Raw genomic sequence first — 14,066 nt, forward strand, 5'->3', positions numbered from 1 at the left:
TTTTGCGAGGGCTTTATGGCTCGTACTACACCGATTAATCGCTACCGTAACATTGGTATCGTTGCTCACGTGGATGCTGGTAAAACCACCACCACCGAGCGCGTCCTTTTTTACACTGGCAAAAGCCACAAGATGGGCGAAGTGCATGACGGCGCTGCGACCACTGACTGGATGGTTCAGGAGCAGGAGCGTGGTATTACCATTACTTCTGCTGCCATTACCGCCTTCTGGCAGGGTTCCGCCAAGCAGCACAAAGACCAGTACCGCTTCAACGTCATCGATACCCCGGGTCACGTAGACTTCACCATTGAAGTTGAGCGTTCCCTGCGTGTACTCGACGGCGCGGTCGTTGTGTTCTGCGGCACCTCCGGCGTTGAGCCTCAGTCCGAAACCGTATGGCGTCAAGCCAACAAGTACGGCGTTCCACGTATTGTTTACGTGAACAAGATGGACCGTGCCGGTGCGAACTTCCTGCGTGTGATCGCTCAGATCAAGCAGCGTCTGGGCCACACTCCGGTGCCGATCCAGTTGGCTATCGGTTCCGAAGACAACTTCCAGGGTCAGATCGATCTGATGACCATGGAAGCGGTTTACTGGAACGATGCTGACAAGGGCATGACTCCACGTCGCGAAGCTATCCCTGCTGAACTGCAGGAGCTGGCTGAAGAGTGGCGCAACAACATGGTAGAGGCTGCGGCCGAAGCCAGCGAAGAGCTGATGAACAAGTACCTTGAGGGTGAAGAGCTCACCATCGAGGAAATCAAGGGTGCTCTGCGTCAGCGTACTATCGCTGGCGAGATCGTTCTGGCTGTTTGCGGTTCTTCCTTCAAGAACAAGGGCGTTCCCCTGGTTCTCGACGCCGTTATCGACTACCTGCCTGCACCAACTGACATTCCTGCCATCAAGGGTACTGACCCGGATGACGAGGAAAAGCAGATGGAGCGTCATGCAGACGACAACGAGCCGTTCTCGGCTCTGGCGTTCAAGATCGCTACCGACCCATTCGTGGGTACCTTGACCTTCGTCCGCGTTTACTCGGGCGTGTTGGCCTCCGGCGACGGCGTGATCAACTCGGTCAAAGGCAAGAAAGAGCGCGTGGGCCGTATGGTGCAGATGCACGCAAACGCCCGTGAAGAGATCAAGGAAGTACGCGCTGGTGACATCGCGGCCTTGATCGGCATGAAGGACGTCACCACTGGTGAAACCTTGTGCAACGCTGACAAGCCAATCATCCTGGTTCGCATGGACTTCCCGGAGCCGGTTATTTCGGTTGCCGTTGAGCCTAAGACCAAGGATGACCAGGAAAAAATGGGTATCGCTCTGGGCAAGCTTGCTCAGGAAGACCCGTCTTTCCGCGTCAAGACTGATGAAGAGACTGGTCAGACGATCATCTCTGGCATGGGCGAGCTGCACCTGGACATCCTGGTTGACCGGATGCGCCGTGAGTTCAACGTCGAAGCCAACATCGGTAAGCCTCAGGTTTCGTATCGTGAGCGCATCACGAAGAGCTGCGAAATCGAAGGCAAGTTCGTTCGTCAGTCCGGTGGTCGTGGCCAGTTCGGTCATTGCTGGATCCGTTTTGCTCCTGCTGACGAAGGTCAGGAAGGTCTGCAATTCCTGAACGAAGTAGTGGGTGGTGTGGTTCCTAAGGAATACATCCCGGCTATCCAGAAGGGTATCGAAGAGCAGATGAAGAACGGCGTTGTTGCCGGCTATCCGCTGATCGGCCTGAAGGCTACCGTGTTTGATGGTTCTTACCACGACGTCGACTCGAACGAGATGGCGTTTAAAGTGGCTGCTTCCATGGCGACCAAGCAACTGGCCCAGAAGGGTGGTGGTGAGTTGCTCGAGCCGATCATGGCGGTAGAGGTTGTTACGCCTGAAGACTATATGGGTGACGTGATGGGCGACCTTAACCGTCGTCGCGGCATGATTCTGGGTATGGAAGACACGGTCTCCGGCAAGGTAATTCGCGCTGAAGTTCCGCTGGGCGAGATGTTCGGTTATGCGACCGACGTTCGTTCCATGTCCCAGGGTCGCGCAAGCTACTCTATGGAATTCAAAAAATACAATACAGCTCCGTCGCACATCGTCGAAACTGTAACCAAAAAACAAGGCTGATTCAGTCCTTTAGGCAAGGAGTTAATTGTCGTGGCTAAAGAAAAATTTGATCGTTCCCTACCGCACGTCAACGTTGGCACTATCGGTCACGTTGACCACGGTAAAACCACTCTGACCGCAGCTCTGACTCGCGTTTGCTCCGAAGTTTTCGGTTCCGCAATCGTTGAATTCGACAAGATCGACAGCGCTCCAGAAGAAAAAGCTCGTGGTATCACCATCAACACCGCGCACGTCGAGTACAACTCGAAGATTCGTCACTACGCTCACGTTGACTGCCCAGGTCACGCTGACTATGTGAAGAACATGATCACCGGTGCTGCTCAGATGGACGGTGCGATCCTGGTTTGCTCGGCCGCTGATGGTCCGATGCCACAAACCCGTGAGCACATCCTGCTGTCCCGCCAGGTAGGCGTTCCGTACATCGTGGTTTTCCTGAACAAGGCTGACCTGGTAGACGACGCTGAGCTGCTGGAACTGGTAGAGATGGAAGTGCGCGACCTGCTGAGCACTTACGACTTCCCAGGTGACGACACTCCAATCATCATTGGTTCGGCCCGTATGGCGCTGGAAGGCAAAGATGACAACGAGATGGGCACCACTGCCGTCAAGAAGCTGGTAGAAACTCTGGACAGCTACATCCCAGAGCCAGAGCGTGCTATCGACAAGCCGTTCCTGATGCCAATCGAAGACGTATTCTCGATCTCCGGTCGCGGTACTGTTGTAACTGGTCGTATCGAGCGCGGTATCGTTCGCGTTCAGGACGCACTGGAAATCGTTGGTCTGCGTGACACCACCACCACCACCTGCACCGGTGTTGAGATGTTCCGCAAGCTGCTCGACGAAGGTCGTGCTGGCGAGAACTGCGGCGTTCTGCTGCGTGGCACCAAGCGTGACGACGTTGAGCGTGGTCAGGTTCTGGTTAAGCCGGGTTCGGTTAAGCCGCACACCAAGTTCACCGCAGAAGTTTACGTTCTGAGCAAGGAAGAAGGCGGTCGTCACACTCCGTTCTTCAAGGGCTACCGTCCACAGTTCTACTTCCGTACTACTGACGTGACTGGTAACTGCCAGCTGCCAGAAGGCGTTGAAATGGTAATGCCAGGTGATAACATCCAGATGGAAGTTACCCTGATCAAGACCATCGCGATGGAAGACGGCCTGCGTTTCGCTATCCGTGAAGGCGGTCGTACCGTCGGCGCTGGCGTCGTAGCCAAAATCATCGAGTAAGCTTCTCTTTTGAGATAGCTTCGATGCTTTGAAAAAGCCCCCGCTCAGCGGGGGCTTTTTTATTGGGTTGACACCCATCTGGGGCGTCTATAGAATTGCGCCTCCTTTTAACGGGCGTATTGCGCCCGGTGGGAATAGCAGCCGGAGTCTGAAATCCAATGCAAAATCAGCAAATCCGTATCAGGTTGAAGGCTTTCGACCATCGCCTGATCGACCAATCAACCCAGGAAATCGTGGAAACCGCGAAACGTACTGGTGCTCAAGTGCGTGGTCCAATTCCACTGCCTACCCGTAAAGAGCGGTTCACCGTTCTGGTCTCCCCGCACGTCAACAAAGACGCGCGTGACCAGTACGAGATCCGTACTCATAAGCGTGTTCTGGACATCGTCCAGCCAACGGATAAAACCGTTGACGCTCTTATGAAGCTTGATCTTGCGGCCGGTGTGGAAGTGCAGATCAGCCTCGGCTAAGACTCGGTCTTAGTCGTGTAACGCTCTGAAATGGGCGGCCATAGCGGGTGAAAGCCCCGTACACTCATGAGGTTTACAACATGACTATTGGTGTAGTCGGTCGTAAATGCGGTATGACCCGTATTTTCACCGAAGAAGGTGTCTCCATTCCGGTCACGGTCATTGAGATCGAGCCGAATCGCGTCACCCAGTTCAAAACTGAAGAGACCGATGGCTATCGTGCAGTGCAAGTCACTGTCGGCGAGCGTCGTGCTTCGCGTGTAACAGCAGCTCAGGCTGGCCACTTCGCTAAAGCGAACGTTGCCGCTGGTCGTACCGTAATGGAATTCCGTCTTGAAGAAGGCGAGTACCAGGCCGGCGATCTGATCAACGCTGAAATCTTCGCCGCTGGTCAACTGGTTGATGTAACCGGTCAGTCCAAGGGTAAAGGCTTCCAGGGTACGATCAAGCGTTGGAATTTCCGCGGGCAAGATAACACCCACGGTAACTCCGTATCCCACCGCGTTCCAGGCTCTATCGGCCAGTGCCAGACTCCTGGTCGTGTATTCAAGGGCAAAAAAATGTCCGGTCATATGGGCGCTGAGCGCGTGACCGTGCAGTCCCTCGAAGTAGTGCGCGTGGACGCTGAACGCAATCTGTTGTTGGTCAAGGGCGCTGTTCCTGGCGCTACTGGCGGCAACTTGGTTGTACGTCCAGCAGCCAAGGCTCGCGGTTAAGGGGAAGCTGACATGCAATTAAATGTAAATGACGCTCAAGCGATCGAAGTTTCCGAACTGACATTTGGCGGCGAATTCAACGAGACGCTGGTTCACCAAGCAGTCGTGGCCTACATGGCTGGCGGCCGTCAGGGTTCCAAGCAGCAAAAGACCCGTTCCGACGTTCGTGGTGGCGGCAAGCGCCCATGGCGTCAGAAAGGTACTGGCCGTGCTCGTGCCGGTACTATCCGTAGCCCAATCTGGCGTGGCGGCGGTACCACTTTCGCAGCTCGTCCTCAGGATCACTCCCAGAAGCTGAACAAGAAGATGTATCGCGCAGCAATGCGTTTCCATCCTTGCTGAGCTGGTGCGTACTGATCGTCTGGTCGTGGTTCAGGATTTCGCTGTTGAAACGCCGAAAACCAAAGACCTGCTGGGCAAGCTGAACAACATGAGCCTGACCGACGTTCTGATCGTGTCGGACGCTGTTGATCAGAACCTGTACCTGGCTGCTCGTAACCTGCCACACGTAGATGTACGTGACGTGCAAGGTTCCGATCCAGTTAGTCTGATCGCATACGACAAGGTGTTGATCACCGTGTCGGCCGTGAAGAAATTCGAGGAGCTGCTGGGATGAACCAGGAACGCGTATTTAAAGTTCTGCTTGGCCCGCACGTTTCCGAGAAGGCTACGGTTCTGGCAGACAAGAAAGGCCAGTTCGTTTTCAAGGTTGCTACTGATGCAACCAAGCTGGAAATCAAGAAGGCCGTCGAAAGCCTGTTCAGCGTGAAAGTAGAGCGTGTTACTACCCTGAACGTTCTGGGTAAGAGCAAGCGCACTGCTCGCGGTCTGGGCAAGCGTAATGACTGGAAGAAGGCAGTTATCTCCCTTCAGCCAGGCCAAGATCTCGATTTCAGCAGCAGTGCTGAGTAAGGAAGGGGTGCATCATGGCAATCGTTAAATGCAAACCGACTTCCCCTGGCCGCCGTTTTGTGGTCAAGGTGGTCAACCAGGAGCTGCATAAAGGCGCTCCTCACGCACCGCTGCTCGAGAAGAAATCGAAGACTGGTGGTCGTAACAACAATGGCCGTATTACCACTCGTCACATCGGTGGTGGTCATAAGCAGCATTACCGTATGGTCGATTTCCGTCGCAACGACAAAGATGGCATCGTCGCCACTGTCGAGCGTATCGAATACGATCCAAACCGTACTGCTCACATCGCACTGCTCTGCTACGCAGACGGCGAGCGCCGCTACATCATCGCCCCTAAAGGCGTGAGTGCTGGCGACCAGCTGATCGCAGGCGCTCTGGCTCCAATCAAGCCAGGCAACGCTCTGCAACTGCGCAACATTCCAGTCGGTTCTACCGTACACGGCATCGAACTGAAGCCAGGTAAAGGCGCACAGATCGCTCGTTCCGCTGGTGCTTCGGCTCAGCTGATCGCTCGTGAAGGCGTGTACGTTACCCTGCGTCTGCGTTCCGGTGAAATGCGTAAAGTCCTGGCTGAATGCCGTGCGACCCTGGGCGAAGTCTCGAACTCCGAGCACAGCCTGCGTTCGCTGGGTAAAGCTGGTGCCAAACGCTGGCGTGGCGTTCGCCCAACCGTTCGTGGTGTTGCCATGAACCCGGTTGACCACCCACATGGTGGTGGTGAAGGTCGTACCTCTGGTGGTCGTCATCCGGTATCGCCATGGGGCTTCCCGACTAAGGGCGCGAAGACTCGTGGTAATAAGCGTACCGACAAAATGATCGTCCGTCGTCGCAAGTAAATAGAGGGATACGACAGTGCCACGTTCTCTGAAAAAAGGTCCTTTTATCGATCTTCACCTACTGAAGAAGATCGAAGTGGCGGCGGAAAAGAACGATCGCAAACCAGTGAAAACCTGGTCGCGCCGTTCGATGATCCTGCCACAAATGGTCGGTCTGACCATCGCAGTACACAACGGTCGTCAGCACGTCCCAGTTCTCGTGAACGAAGACATGGTCGGCCACAAACTGGGCGAGTTCGCCGGTACCCGCACTTATCGCGGGCACGTGGCAGACAAGAAAGCCAAGCGTTAAGGGGTTAGGAAATGGAAGTAGCCGCTAAGTTGTCGGGCGCTCGAATCTCCGCCCAGAAAGCCCGCTTGGTCGCCGACCAGATTCGCGGGAAGAAGGTGGGCGAAGCGCTCAACCTGTTGGCTTTCAGCAGTAAGAAAGCCGCCGAGATCATGAAGAAAGTGCTGGAGTCGGCCGTAGCCAACGCCGAGCATAACGAAGGCGCAGACGTTGATGACCTGAAGGTCAGCACCGTTTTCGTCAACGAAGGGCGTTCGCTGAAGCGCATCATGCCACGTGCCAAAGGCCGTGCTGATCGCATCGTCAAGCGGTCTTGCCATATCACTGTCAAGGTTGCTGACAAGTAACGGAGTCGAAGAGATGGGTCAGAAAGTACATCCCATTGGCATTCGCCTGGGAATCGTCAAGGAGCACACCTCCGTCTGGTACGCAGACGGTCGGACTTATGCGGACTATTTGCTCGCAGATCTGAAGGTGCGTGAGTATCTCCAAGACAAACTAAAAAGCGCGTCCGTAAGCCGTATCGATATCCATCGTCCGGCCCAAACTGCACGTATCACCATCCACACCGCTCGTCCGGGTATCGTTATCGGGAAGAAAGGTGAAGATGTTGAGAAACTGCGCCAGGACCTGACCAAGCAAATGGGTGTGCCTGTGCACATCAATATCGAAGAGATCCGCAAGCCGGAGCTCGACGGTATGCTGGTTGCGCAGAGCGTAGCTCAGCAGCTGGAGCGTCGCGTAATGTTCCGTCGCGCTATGAAGCGCGCTGTACAGAACGCAATGCGCATTGGTGCCAAAGGCATCAAAATCCAAGTGAGCGGTCGTCTCGGCGGTGCTGAAATCGCACGTACTGAATGGTATCGCGAAGGTCGTGTGCCACTGCACACCCTGCGTGCCGACATCGACTATGCCAACTACGAAGCTCACACCACCTACGGTGTGATCGGTGTAAAGGTTTGGATCTTCAAAGGCGAAGTAATTGGTGGTCGCCAAGAAGAACTGAAACCACAAGCACCAGCGCCTCGTAAAAAAGCTGCTAAGTAAGGGGTACGCCAAATGTTGCAACCAAAGCGTACGAAGTTCCGCAAGCAAATGACTGGTCACAACCGTGGCCTGGCATTGCGCGGTAGCAAAGTCAGCTTCGGCGAGTTCGCGCTGAAGTCTGTTGCTCGTGGTCGTCTCACCGCTCGTCAGATCGAGTCAGCGCGTCGTGCTCTGACCCGTCACGTAAAACGTGGCGGCAAGATCTGGATCCGTGTATTCCCGGACAAGCCTATTTCCAAAAAGCCACTCGAAGTTCGGATGGGTAAAGGTAAGGGTAACGTCGAATACTGGGTTGCCCAGATTCAGCCAGGCAAAGTCCTGTATGAAATCGAGGGTGTTTCTGAAGAGCTGGCGCGTGAGGCTTTCGCCCTGGCTGCTGCAAAGCTGCCGCTCGCCACCTCCTTTGTTAAACGGACGGTGATGTGATGAAAGCGAATGAACTTCGTGAAAAATCCGCACAGCAGCTGAACGAGCAACTGCTCGGCCTGCTGCGCGACCAGTTCAATCTGCGTATGCAGAAAGCAACTGGCCAGTTGGGGCAGTCTCATCTGCTCTCGCAAGTTAAGCGTGACATCGCTCGCGTGAAGACTGTGCTCAACCAGCAGGCAGGTAAGTAATCATGGCTGAAGCCGAAAAAACTGTCCGTACGCTGACTGGCCGTGTTGTCAGCGACAAGATGGACAAAACCATCACCGTTCTGATCGAGCGTCGCGTTAAGCACCCGATCTACGGTAAATACGTTAAGCGTTCGACTAAGCTGCACGCGCACGACGAAACCAATCAGTGCCACATCGGCGACAAAGTCACTATTCGTGAAACTCGTCCTTTGGCCAAGACCAAGTCTTGGGCGCTGGTTGATGTTCTCGAACGCGCTGTGGAAGTCTAAGGACTAGGGGTCGGAGAAATTATATGATTCAGACTCAATCCATGCTCGATGTGGCCGATAACAGCGGCGCTCGCCGTGTTATGTGCATCAAGGTGCTGGGTGGCTCCCATCGTCGTTACGCTGGTATCGGTGACATCATCAAAGTTACCGTGAAGGAAGCAATTCCTCGCGGTAAAGTGAAAAAAGGCCAAGTGATGACTGCTGTTGTAGTCCGCACTCGTCACGGCGTACGTCGTGCTGATGGCTCCATTATCCGCTTTGATGGCAACGCTGCTGTTCTGTTGAACAACAAGCAAGAGCCGATCGGCACCCGTATCTTTGGGCCAGTGACCCGTGAACTTCGTACTGAGAAGTTCATGAAGATCGTCTCGCTCGCCCCAGAAGTGCTGTAAGGAGATCCGACATGCAAAAGATTCGTCGTGACGACGAGATCATCGTGATCGCCGGCAAAGACAAAGGTAAGCGCGGTAAGGTGCTGAAGGTTCTTGCTGACAACCGTCTGGTTGTTGGTGGTCTGAACCTGGTCAAGCGTCATACCAAGCCTAACCCGATGTCGGGCGTACAGGGCGGTATCGTCGAGAAAGAAGCGCCACTGCACGCTTCCAACGTCGCCATCTTCAACGGCGAAACCAACAAGGCTGACCGCGTTGGTTTCAAAGTAGAAGACGGTAAGAAAATTCGTGTCTTCAAGTCGACCCAAAAAGCGGTTGATGCTTGAACACTGCTAGGTAGAAGACCATGGCACGACTAAAAGAGATTTACCGGAAGGAAATCGCTCCGAAACTTAAGGAAGAACTTAAGCTTTCGAACGTGATGGAAGTTCCGCGCGTTACCAAAATCACCCTGAACATGGGTCTGGGCGAAGCGATCGGCGACAAAAAAGTCATCGAGCACGCTGTTGCTGACCTGGAAAAGATCACCGGCCAGAAAGTCGTTGTGACCTACGCTCGGAAATCCATCGCTGGCTTTAAAGTCCGTGAAGGTTGGCCGATCGGCGTCAAAGTGACCCTGCGCCGTGAGCGTATGTACGAGTTCCTGGATCGTCTGCTGTCGATCTCCCTGCCTCGGGTTCGCGACTTCCGCGGCCTGAATGCCAAGTCCTTCGATGGTCGTGGTAACTACAGCATGGGCGTGAAAGAGCAGATCATCTTCCCGGAAATCGACTACGACAAGATCGATGCTCTCCGCGGTCTGGACATCACCCTGACCACCACTGCCAAGAACGATGATGAAGGCCGCGCTCTGCTGCGTGCGTTCAAATTCCCGTTCCGCAACTGATTGGAGTAGGACCATGGCCAAGATGAGCATGAAAAACCGCGAGCTGAAGCGTCAGCTCACGGTTGCCAAGTACGCCAAGAAGCGTGCAGCACTGAAAGCTATCATCGTTGATCTGAACGCAAGTCCAGAAGCGCGTTGGGAAGCTACAGTAGCTCTGCAGAAGCAGCCACGTGACGCAAGCGCTTCGCGCATGCGTAACCGCTGCCGCCTGACCGGTCGTCCACACGGCGTTTACCGCAAGTTCGGCCTCGGCCGTAACAAACTGCGTGAAGCTGCCATGCGTGGTGACGTACCGGGTCTGGTTAAAGCCAGCTGGTAAGTACTGTCAAAGTCTCGGTGTCCAGGATCGCAAGATCCTGACCACCGGTGGCCTTGAATCTGGATCAAGCCCCTTTTGGGGCTTGATTCATTTCTGGGGTGTGTCTAGAATACCCGGCTCGCCTGAGCCCGTGTTTTTCATGCCCGGAGATTCTCGGCGACACGTAATAGCCGCAAGGCTAATTTTTTTGTATTAGGAGCGTCTAGCCCATGAGTATGCAGGACCCGTTAGCGGACATGCTAACTCGTATCCGTAATGCCCAGATGGCTGAAAAGTCCGTCGTAAGCATGCCATCTTCCACGTTGAAGGTAGCTGTTGCCAAAGTCCTGAAGGACGAAGGTTACATTGCGGGTTATCAGATCAGCAGCGAAATCAAACCACTGCTGTCCATCGAGCTGAAGTACTTCGAAGGCCGTCCGGTTATCGAAGAAGTGAAGCGCGTTAGCCGTCCAGGCCTGCGTCAGTACAAGTCCGTCGATGATCTGCCAAAAGTTCGTGGCGGTCTCGGTGTGTCTATCGTCTCCACCAACAAGGGTGTGATGACTGATCGTGCTGCGCGCGCTGCCGGTGTCGGCGGCGAAGTTCTTTGCACTGTGTTCTAAGGGGGGATAAGCATGTCTCGCGTCGCTAAGAACCCCGTTAAGCTGCCAGCCGGTGTCGAAGTAAAATTCGCAGGCCAACAGCTTTCGGTGAAGGGTGCCAAGGGCGCTCTCGAACTGAACATCCATTCGTCCGTTGAGATCGTTGAAGAAGCTGGTGAGCTGCGTTTCGCTGCTCGCAATGGCGATCAACAGACTCGCGCAATGGCTGGTACCACTCGTGCGTTGGTAAACAACATGGTCCAAGGCGTAAGCCAAGGCTTCGAGCGCAAGCTCCAGCTGGTCGGTGTTGGTTACAAAGCGCAAGCAAAAGGCACAGTGCTGAACCTGGCTCTTGGCTTCTCGCACCCAGTGGATTACGAACTGCCGGAAGGCATCACCGCTGAGACTCCTAGCCAGACCGATATCCTGATCAAGGGCATCGACAAGCAGCTGGTAGGTCAAGTGGCCGCCGAGATCCGCGACTTCCGTCCACCAGAGCCGTACAAAGGCAAAGGTGTGCGCTACGCGGACGAAGTCGTCCGTCGTAAAGAAGCCAAGAAGAAGTAGGGCATAGCAAATGACCGACAAAAAAGTTACTCGACTGCGTCGCGCTCGCAAAGCACGCCTGAAAATGCACGAACTCGAAGTCGTGCGTCTCTGCGTGTTCCGCTCTTCGCAGCACATCTACGCCCAGGTCATTTCGGCCGACGGCAACAAAGTCCTGGCAAGCGCCTCGACTTTGGATAAAGAACTGCGTGATGGTGCCACCGGCAACATCGACGCGGCCACTAAGGTTGGCCAGCTGGTCGCTACGCGTGCTAAGGCCGCTGGCGTCTCGCAGGTGGCTTTCGACCGCTCTGGCTTCAAGTACCACGGCCGCGTTAAAGCGCTGGCTGATGCTGCTCGTGAAGCTGGGCTGGAGTTCTAAGTTATGTCAAATAACGACCAAAAGCGCGACGAAGGCTACATCGAGAAGCTGGTTCAAGTTAACCGCGTAGCCAAAACCGTTAAAGGCGGCCGTATCTTCACTTTCACCGCGTTGACCGTGGTTGGTGATGGTAAGGGCCGTGTTGGCTTCGGCCGTGGCAAGTCACGTGAAGTGCCTGCTGCGATCCAGAAGGCAATGGAAGCTGCTCGCCGCAATATGATCCAGGTTGATCTGAACGGCACCACCCTGCAGTACGCAATGAAGTCCGCTCACGGCGCTTCGAAGGTGTACATGCAGCCTGCTTCTGAAGGTACCGGTATCATCGCTGGCGGCGCTATGCGTGCCGTTCTCGAAGTTGCTGGCGTTCAGAACGTTCTGGCCAAGTGCTACGGCTCGACTAACCCGGTAAACGTGGTTCACGCCACTTTCAAGGGTTTGAAAGCAATGCAGTCTCCTGAATCCATTGCCGCCAAGCGTGGCAAAAGCGTCAAGGAGATCTTCTGATCATGGCTACCGTTAAAGTTACGCTGATCAAAAGCATGACCGGCCGCATCCCTAACCACAAACTGTGCGTTAAGGGTCTGGGTCTGCGTCGCATCGGTCACACTGTAGAAGTCCAGGATACTCCCGAGAATCGCGGGATGATCAACAAGGCTTACTACATGCTGCGTGTCGAGGGTTAATCGATGAAACTCAATGATCTGAGTCCAGCGCCGGGTTCCCGTCGCGAAAAGCATCGTCCGGGCCGTGGTATCGGTAGCGGTTTGGGTAAGACTGGTGGCCGTGGTCACAAAGGTCAGACCTCTCGCTCCGGTGGCACCATTGCTCCAGGCTTTGAAGGCGGTCAACAGCCGCTGCATCGTCGCCTGCCGAAGTTCGGTTTCGTTTCCCTGAAAGCCATGGACCGCGCAGAAGTGCGTCTGTCCGAGCTGGCTAAAGTGGAAGGCGACATCGTCACCGTGCAGTCCCTGAAAGATGCCAACGTGATCAACGTCAACGTACAGCGTGTGAAAATCATGCTGTCCGGTGAAGTGACTCGCGCTGTCACTATCGGCAAGGGAATCGGCGCCACCAAAGGTGCGCGTGCGGCTATCGAAGCAGCTGGCGGCAAGTTCGAGGAATAAATGGCTAAGCAAGGTGCTCTCTCTGCGCTCGGCAAAGGCGGTATGTCTGAACTCTGGGCTCGTCTGCGTTTTCTGTTCCTGGCGATTATCGTCTACCGAATAGGCGCACACATCCCGGTTCCAGGTATCAACCCGGACCGACTCGCGGACCTGTTTCGACAGAATGAGGGGACCATTCTTAGCTTGTTCAACATGTTTTCCGGCGGCGCGCTGGAGCGGATGAGCATCTTTGCACTGGGGATCATGCCGTACATCTCGGCATCGATCATCATGCAACTGATGACCGCCGTCAGCCCGCAGCTGGAGCAGTTGAAGAAGGAAGGTGAAGCTGGCCGTCGCAAGATCAGCCAGTACACCCGCTACGGCACTGTCGTCCTCGCTCTCGTTCAGGCCATTGGCATGTCCATTGGTCTGGCGGGGCAGGGCGTTGCGTTCACTGGTGACTTTGGCTTCCATTTCGTCGCGGTATCCACGTTTGTGGCTGGTGCGATGTTCATGATGTGGCTGGGTGAGCAGATTACTGAGCGTGGTGTTGGCAACGGTATCTCGATGTTGATTTTTTCGGGTATCGTCGCCGGTCTTCCGAGAGCGATCGGGCAGTCTTTCGAGTCTGCACGTCAGGGTGATATCAACATCTTCGCCCTGGTTGCCATCGGTTTGCTGGCAGTAGCGATTATCGGTTTCGTGGTGTTCATTGAGCGTGGTCAGCGTCGTATTGCTGTTCACTACGCCAAGCGTCAGCAGGGCCGCAAGGTCTTCGCAGCGCAGACCAGCCACTTGCCGCTGAAGGTGAACATGGCCGGTGTTATTCCGGCTATTTTCGCGAGCAGCATTTTGCTGTTCCCGGCTTCGTTGGGTGCCTGGTTCGGTCAGTCTGAAGGTATGGGCTGGTTGCAGGACATCTCGCAGTCGATCGCTCCTGGTCAGCCGTTGAATATTCTGCTGTTTAGTGCAGGGATTATTTTCTTCTGCTTCTTCTATACGGCGTTGATGTTCAATCCGAAAGACGTAGCGGAAAACCTGAAGAAGTCCGGTGCCTTTATTCCGGGCATCCGTCCAGGTGAGCAGTCTGCGCGCTACATTGATGGCGTTCTGACCCGCTTGACCATGTTCGGTGCTCTTTACATGACGGCCGTCTGCCTGTTGCCCCAGTTCCTGGTGGTTGCAGCCAACGTACCGTTCTACCTTGGCGGGACCTCGTTGCTGATCGTCGTCGTGGTTGTGATGGACTTCATGTCCCAAGTACAATCGCACCTCGTTTCGCACCAGTACGAATCCCTGATGAAGAAAGCCAACCTGAAGGGTTACGGCAGCGGCATGCTGCGCTGACCC

At 55.0% G+C, this 14,066-nt stretch carries 23 protein-coding genes and 1 pseudogene; all 24 read left to right on the forward strand.

The features are described from left to right. Nucleotides 1-15 precede the first annotated feature (15 nt). The 24 genes and pseudogenes from fusA to secY all read left to right on the forward strand — a co-directional run bounded on the left by fusA (nt 16) and on the right by secY (nt 14,063). Nucleotides 16-2,121, forward strand: coding sequence for an elongation factor G (gene fusA, locus ABIA48_RS17700; protein WP_007984410.1), 2,106 nt, complete (start codon nt 16-18; stop codon nt 2,119-2,121). Nucleotides 2,122-2,151: 30 nt separating this feature from the next. Then, nucleotides 2,152-3,345, forward strand: a complete 1,194-nt coding sequence (gene tuf, locus ABIA48_RS17705) for an elongation factor Tu (protein ID WP_007984412.1) — start codon at nt 2,152-2,154, stop codon at nt 3,343-3,345. Between the two features lie 158 nt (nt 3,346-3,503). After that, nucleotides 3,504-3,815 (forward strand): 30S ribosomal protein S10, encoded by a 312-nt coding sequence (rpsJ, locus tag ABIA48_RS17710; protein WP_003186070.1) that lies wholly within the window; start codon nt 3,504-3,506, stop codon nt 3,813-3,815. A gap of 80 nt (nt 3,816-3,895) precedes the next feature. Then, nucleotides 3,896-4,531 (forward strand): 50S ribosomal protein L3, encoded by a 636-nt coding sequence (gene rplC, locus ABIA48_RS17715; protein WP_003186059.1) that lies wholly within the window; start codon nt 3,896-3,898, stop codon nt 4,529-4,531. Between the two features lie 12 nt (nt 4,532-4,543). Beyond that, a pseudogene (rplD, locus tag ABIA48_RS17720) lies at nt 4,544-5,147 on the forward strand (50S ribosomal protein L4). After that, a complete protein-coding gene (gene rplW / locus ABIA48_RS17725) occupies nt 5,144-5,443 on the forward strand; it encodes a 50S ribosomal protein L23 (RefSeq protein WP_002555488.1) in 300 nt (99 codons plus the stop codon). The pseudogene rplD and the gene rplW overlap by 4 nt, the downstream one beginning before the upstream one ends. A gap of 14 nt (nt 5,444-5,457) precedes the next feature. Further along, on the forward strand, nt 5,458-6,282 hold the full coding sequence (gene rplB / locus ABIA48_RS17730) for a 50S ribosomal protein L2 (protein ID WP_003228734.1): 825 nt from the start codon (nt 5,458-5,460) through the stop codon (nt 6,280-6,282). A 16-nt stretch (nt 6,283-6,298) separates the two neighbouring features. Beyond that, complete coding sequence (rpsS, locus tag ABIA48_RS17735) at nt 6,299-6,574, forward strand: 30S ribosomal protein S19 (RefSeq protein WP_002555486.1); 276 nt, start codon at nt 6,299-6,301, stop codon at nt 6,572-6,574. Nucleotides 6,575-6,585: 11 nt separating this feature from the next. Beyond that, complete coding sequence (gene rplV, locus ABIA48_RS17740; RefSeq protein ID WP_003103908.1) at nt 6,586-6,918, forward strand: 50S ribosomal protein L22; 333 nt, start codon at nt 6,586-6,588, stop codon at nt 6,916-6,918. Between the two features lie 13 nt (nt 6,919-6,931). Beyond that, on the forward strand, nt 6,932-7,618 hold the full coding sequence (gene rpsC / locus ABIA48_RS17745; RefSeq protein ID WP_008065719.1) for a 30S ribosomal protein S3: 687 nt from the start codon (nt 6,932-6,934) through the stop codon (nt 7,616-7,618). A gap of 12 nt (nt 7,619-7,630) precedes the next feature. Beyond that, a complete protein-coding gene (gene rplP / locus ABIA48_RS17750) occupies nt 7,631-8,044 on the forward strand; it encodes a 50S ribosomal protein L16 (RefSeq protein WP_003228729.1) in 414 nt (137 codons plus the stop codon). Continuing rightward, nucleotides 8,044-8,235 carry a 50S ribosomal protein L29 gene (gene rpmC, locus ABIA48_RS17755; RefSeq protein ID WP_002555481.1) on the forward strand — a complete coding sequence of 64 codons (192 nt, stop codon included), beginning with the start codon at nt 8,044-8,046 and terminating at the stop codon, nt 8,233-8,235. Before rplP ends, rpmC begins: the two co-directional genes overlap by 1 nt. 2 nt (nt 8,236-8,237) lie before the next feature. Further along, nucleotides 8,238-8,504 carry a 30S ribosomal protein S17 gene (gene rpsQ, locus ABIA48_RS17760; protein ID WP_003176419.1) on the forward strand — a complete coding sequence of 89 codons (267 nt, stop codon included), beginning with the start codon at nt 8,238-8,240 and terminating at the stop codon, nt 8,502-8,504. Between the two features lie 23 nt (nt 8,505-8,527). Then, nucleotides 8,528-8,896: a 50S ribosomal protein L14 gene (gene rplN, locus ABIA48_RS17765; protein ID WP_002555479.1), complete on the forward strand. Its 369-nt coding sequence runs from the start codon at nt 8,528-8,530 to the stop codon at nt 8,894-8,896. A gap of 11 nt (nt 8,897-8,907) precedes the next feature. Beyond that, nucleotides 8,908-9,222 carry a 50S ribosomal protein L24 gene (rplX, locus tag ABIA48_RS17770; RefSeq protein WP_003186046.1) on the forward strand — a complete coding sequence of 105 codons (315 nt, stop codon included), beginning with the start codon at nt 8,908-8,910 and terminating at the stop codon, nt 9,220-9,222. 20 nt (nt 9,223-9,242) lie between these two features. Then, complete coding sequence (gene rplE / locus ABIA48_RS17775) at nt 9,243-9,782, forward strand: 50S ribosomal protein L5 (RefSeq protein ID WP_003210069.1); 540 nt, start codon at nt 9,243-9,245, stop codon at nt 9,780-9,782. Between the two features lie 13 nt (nt 9,783-9,795). Then, nucleotides 9,796-10,101: a 30S ribosomal protein S14 gene (gene rpsN / locus ABIA48_RS17780; RefSeq protein WP_003176414.1), complete on the forward strand. Its 306-nt coding sequence runs from the start codon at nt 9,796-9,798 to the stop codon at nt 10,099-10,101. A 209-nt stretch (nt 10,102-10,310) separates the two neighbouring features. Further along, nucleotides 10,311-10,703: a 30S ribosomal protein S8 gene (rpsH, locus tag ABIA48_RS17785; RefSeq protein WP_003186040.1), complete on the forward strand. Its 393-nt coding sequence runs from the start codon at nt 10,311-10,313 to the stop codon at nt 10,701-10,703. Nucleotides 10,704-10,715: 12 nt separating this feature from the next. Next, nucleotides 10,716-11,249, forward strand: a complete 534-nt coding sequence (gene rplF, locus ABIA48_RS17790) for a 50S ribosomal protein L6 (RefSeq protein ID WP_151214215.1) — start codon at nt 10,716-10,718, stop codon at nt 11,247-11,249. A gap of 10 nt (nt 11,250-11,259) precedes the next feature. After that, nucleotides 11,260-11,610 carry a 50S ribosomal protein L18 gene (rplR, locus tag ABIA48_RS17795; protein ID WP_003186037.1) on the forward strand — a complete coding sequence of 117 codons (351 nt, stop codon included), beginning with the start codon at nt 11,260-11,262 and terminating at the stop codon, nt 11,608-11,610. Nucleotides 11,611-11,613: 3 nt separating this feature from the next. Further along, nucleotides 11,614-12,114, forward strand: coding sequence for a 30S ribosomal protein S5 (gene rpsE / locus ABIA48_RS17800; RefSeq protein WP_003186035.1), 501 nt, complete (start codon nt 11,614-11,616; stop codon nt 12,112-12,114). Between the two features lie 2 nt (nt 12,115-12,116). Continuing rightward, on the forward strand, nt 12,117-12,293 hold the full coding sequence (gene rpmD / locus ABIA48_RS17805) for a 50S ribosomal protein L30 (protein WP_003176408.1): 177 nt from the start codon (nt 12,117-12,119) through the stop codon (nt 12,291-12,293). A 3-nt stretch (nt 12,294-12,296) separates the two neighbouring features. Then, on the forward strand, nt 12,297-12,734 hold the full coding sequence (gene rplO, locus ABIA48_RS17810) for a 50S ribosomal protein L15 (RefSeq protein ID WP_003228720.1): 438 nt from the start codon (nt 12,297-12,299) through the stop codon (nt 12,732-12,734). Further along, nucleotides 12,735-14,063, forward strand: coding sequence for a preprotein translocase subunit SecY (gene secY, locus ABIA48_RS17815; RefSeq protein ID WP_003228718.1), 1,329 nt, complete (start codon nt 12,735-12,737; stop codon nt 14,061-14,063). The last annotated feature ends 3 nt before the right edge of the window (nt 14,064-14,066 follow it).

The organism is Pseudomonas sp. S30_BP2TU TE3576 (genome assembly GCF_050436025.1).
Classification (GTDB): Bacteria; Pseudomonadota; Gammaproteobacteria; order Pseudomonadales; family Pseudomonadaceae; genus Aquipseudomonas.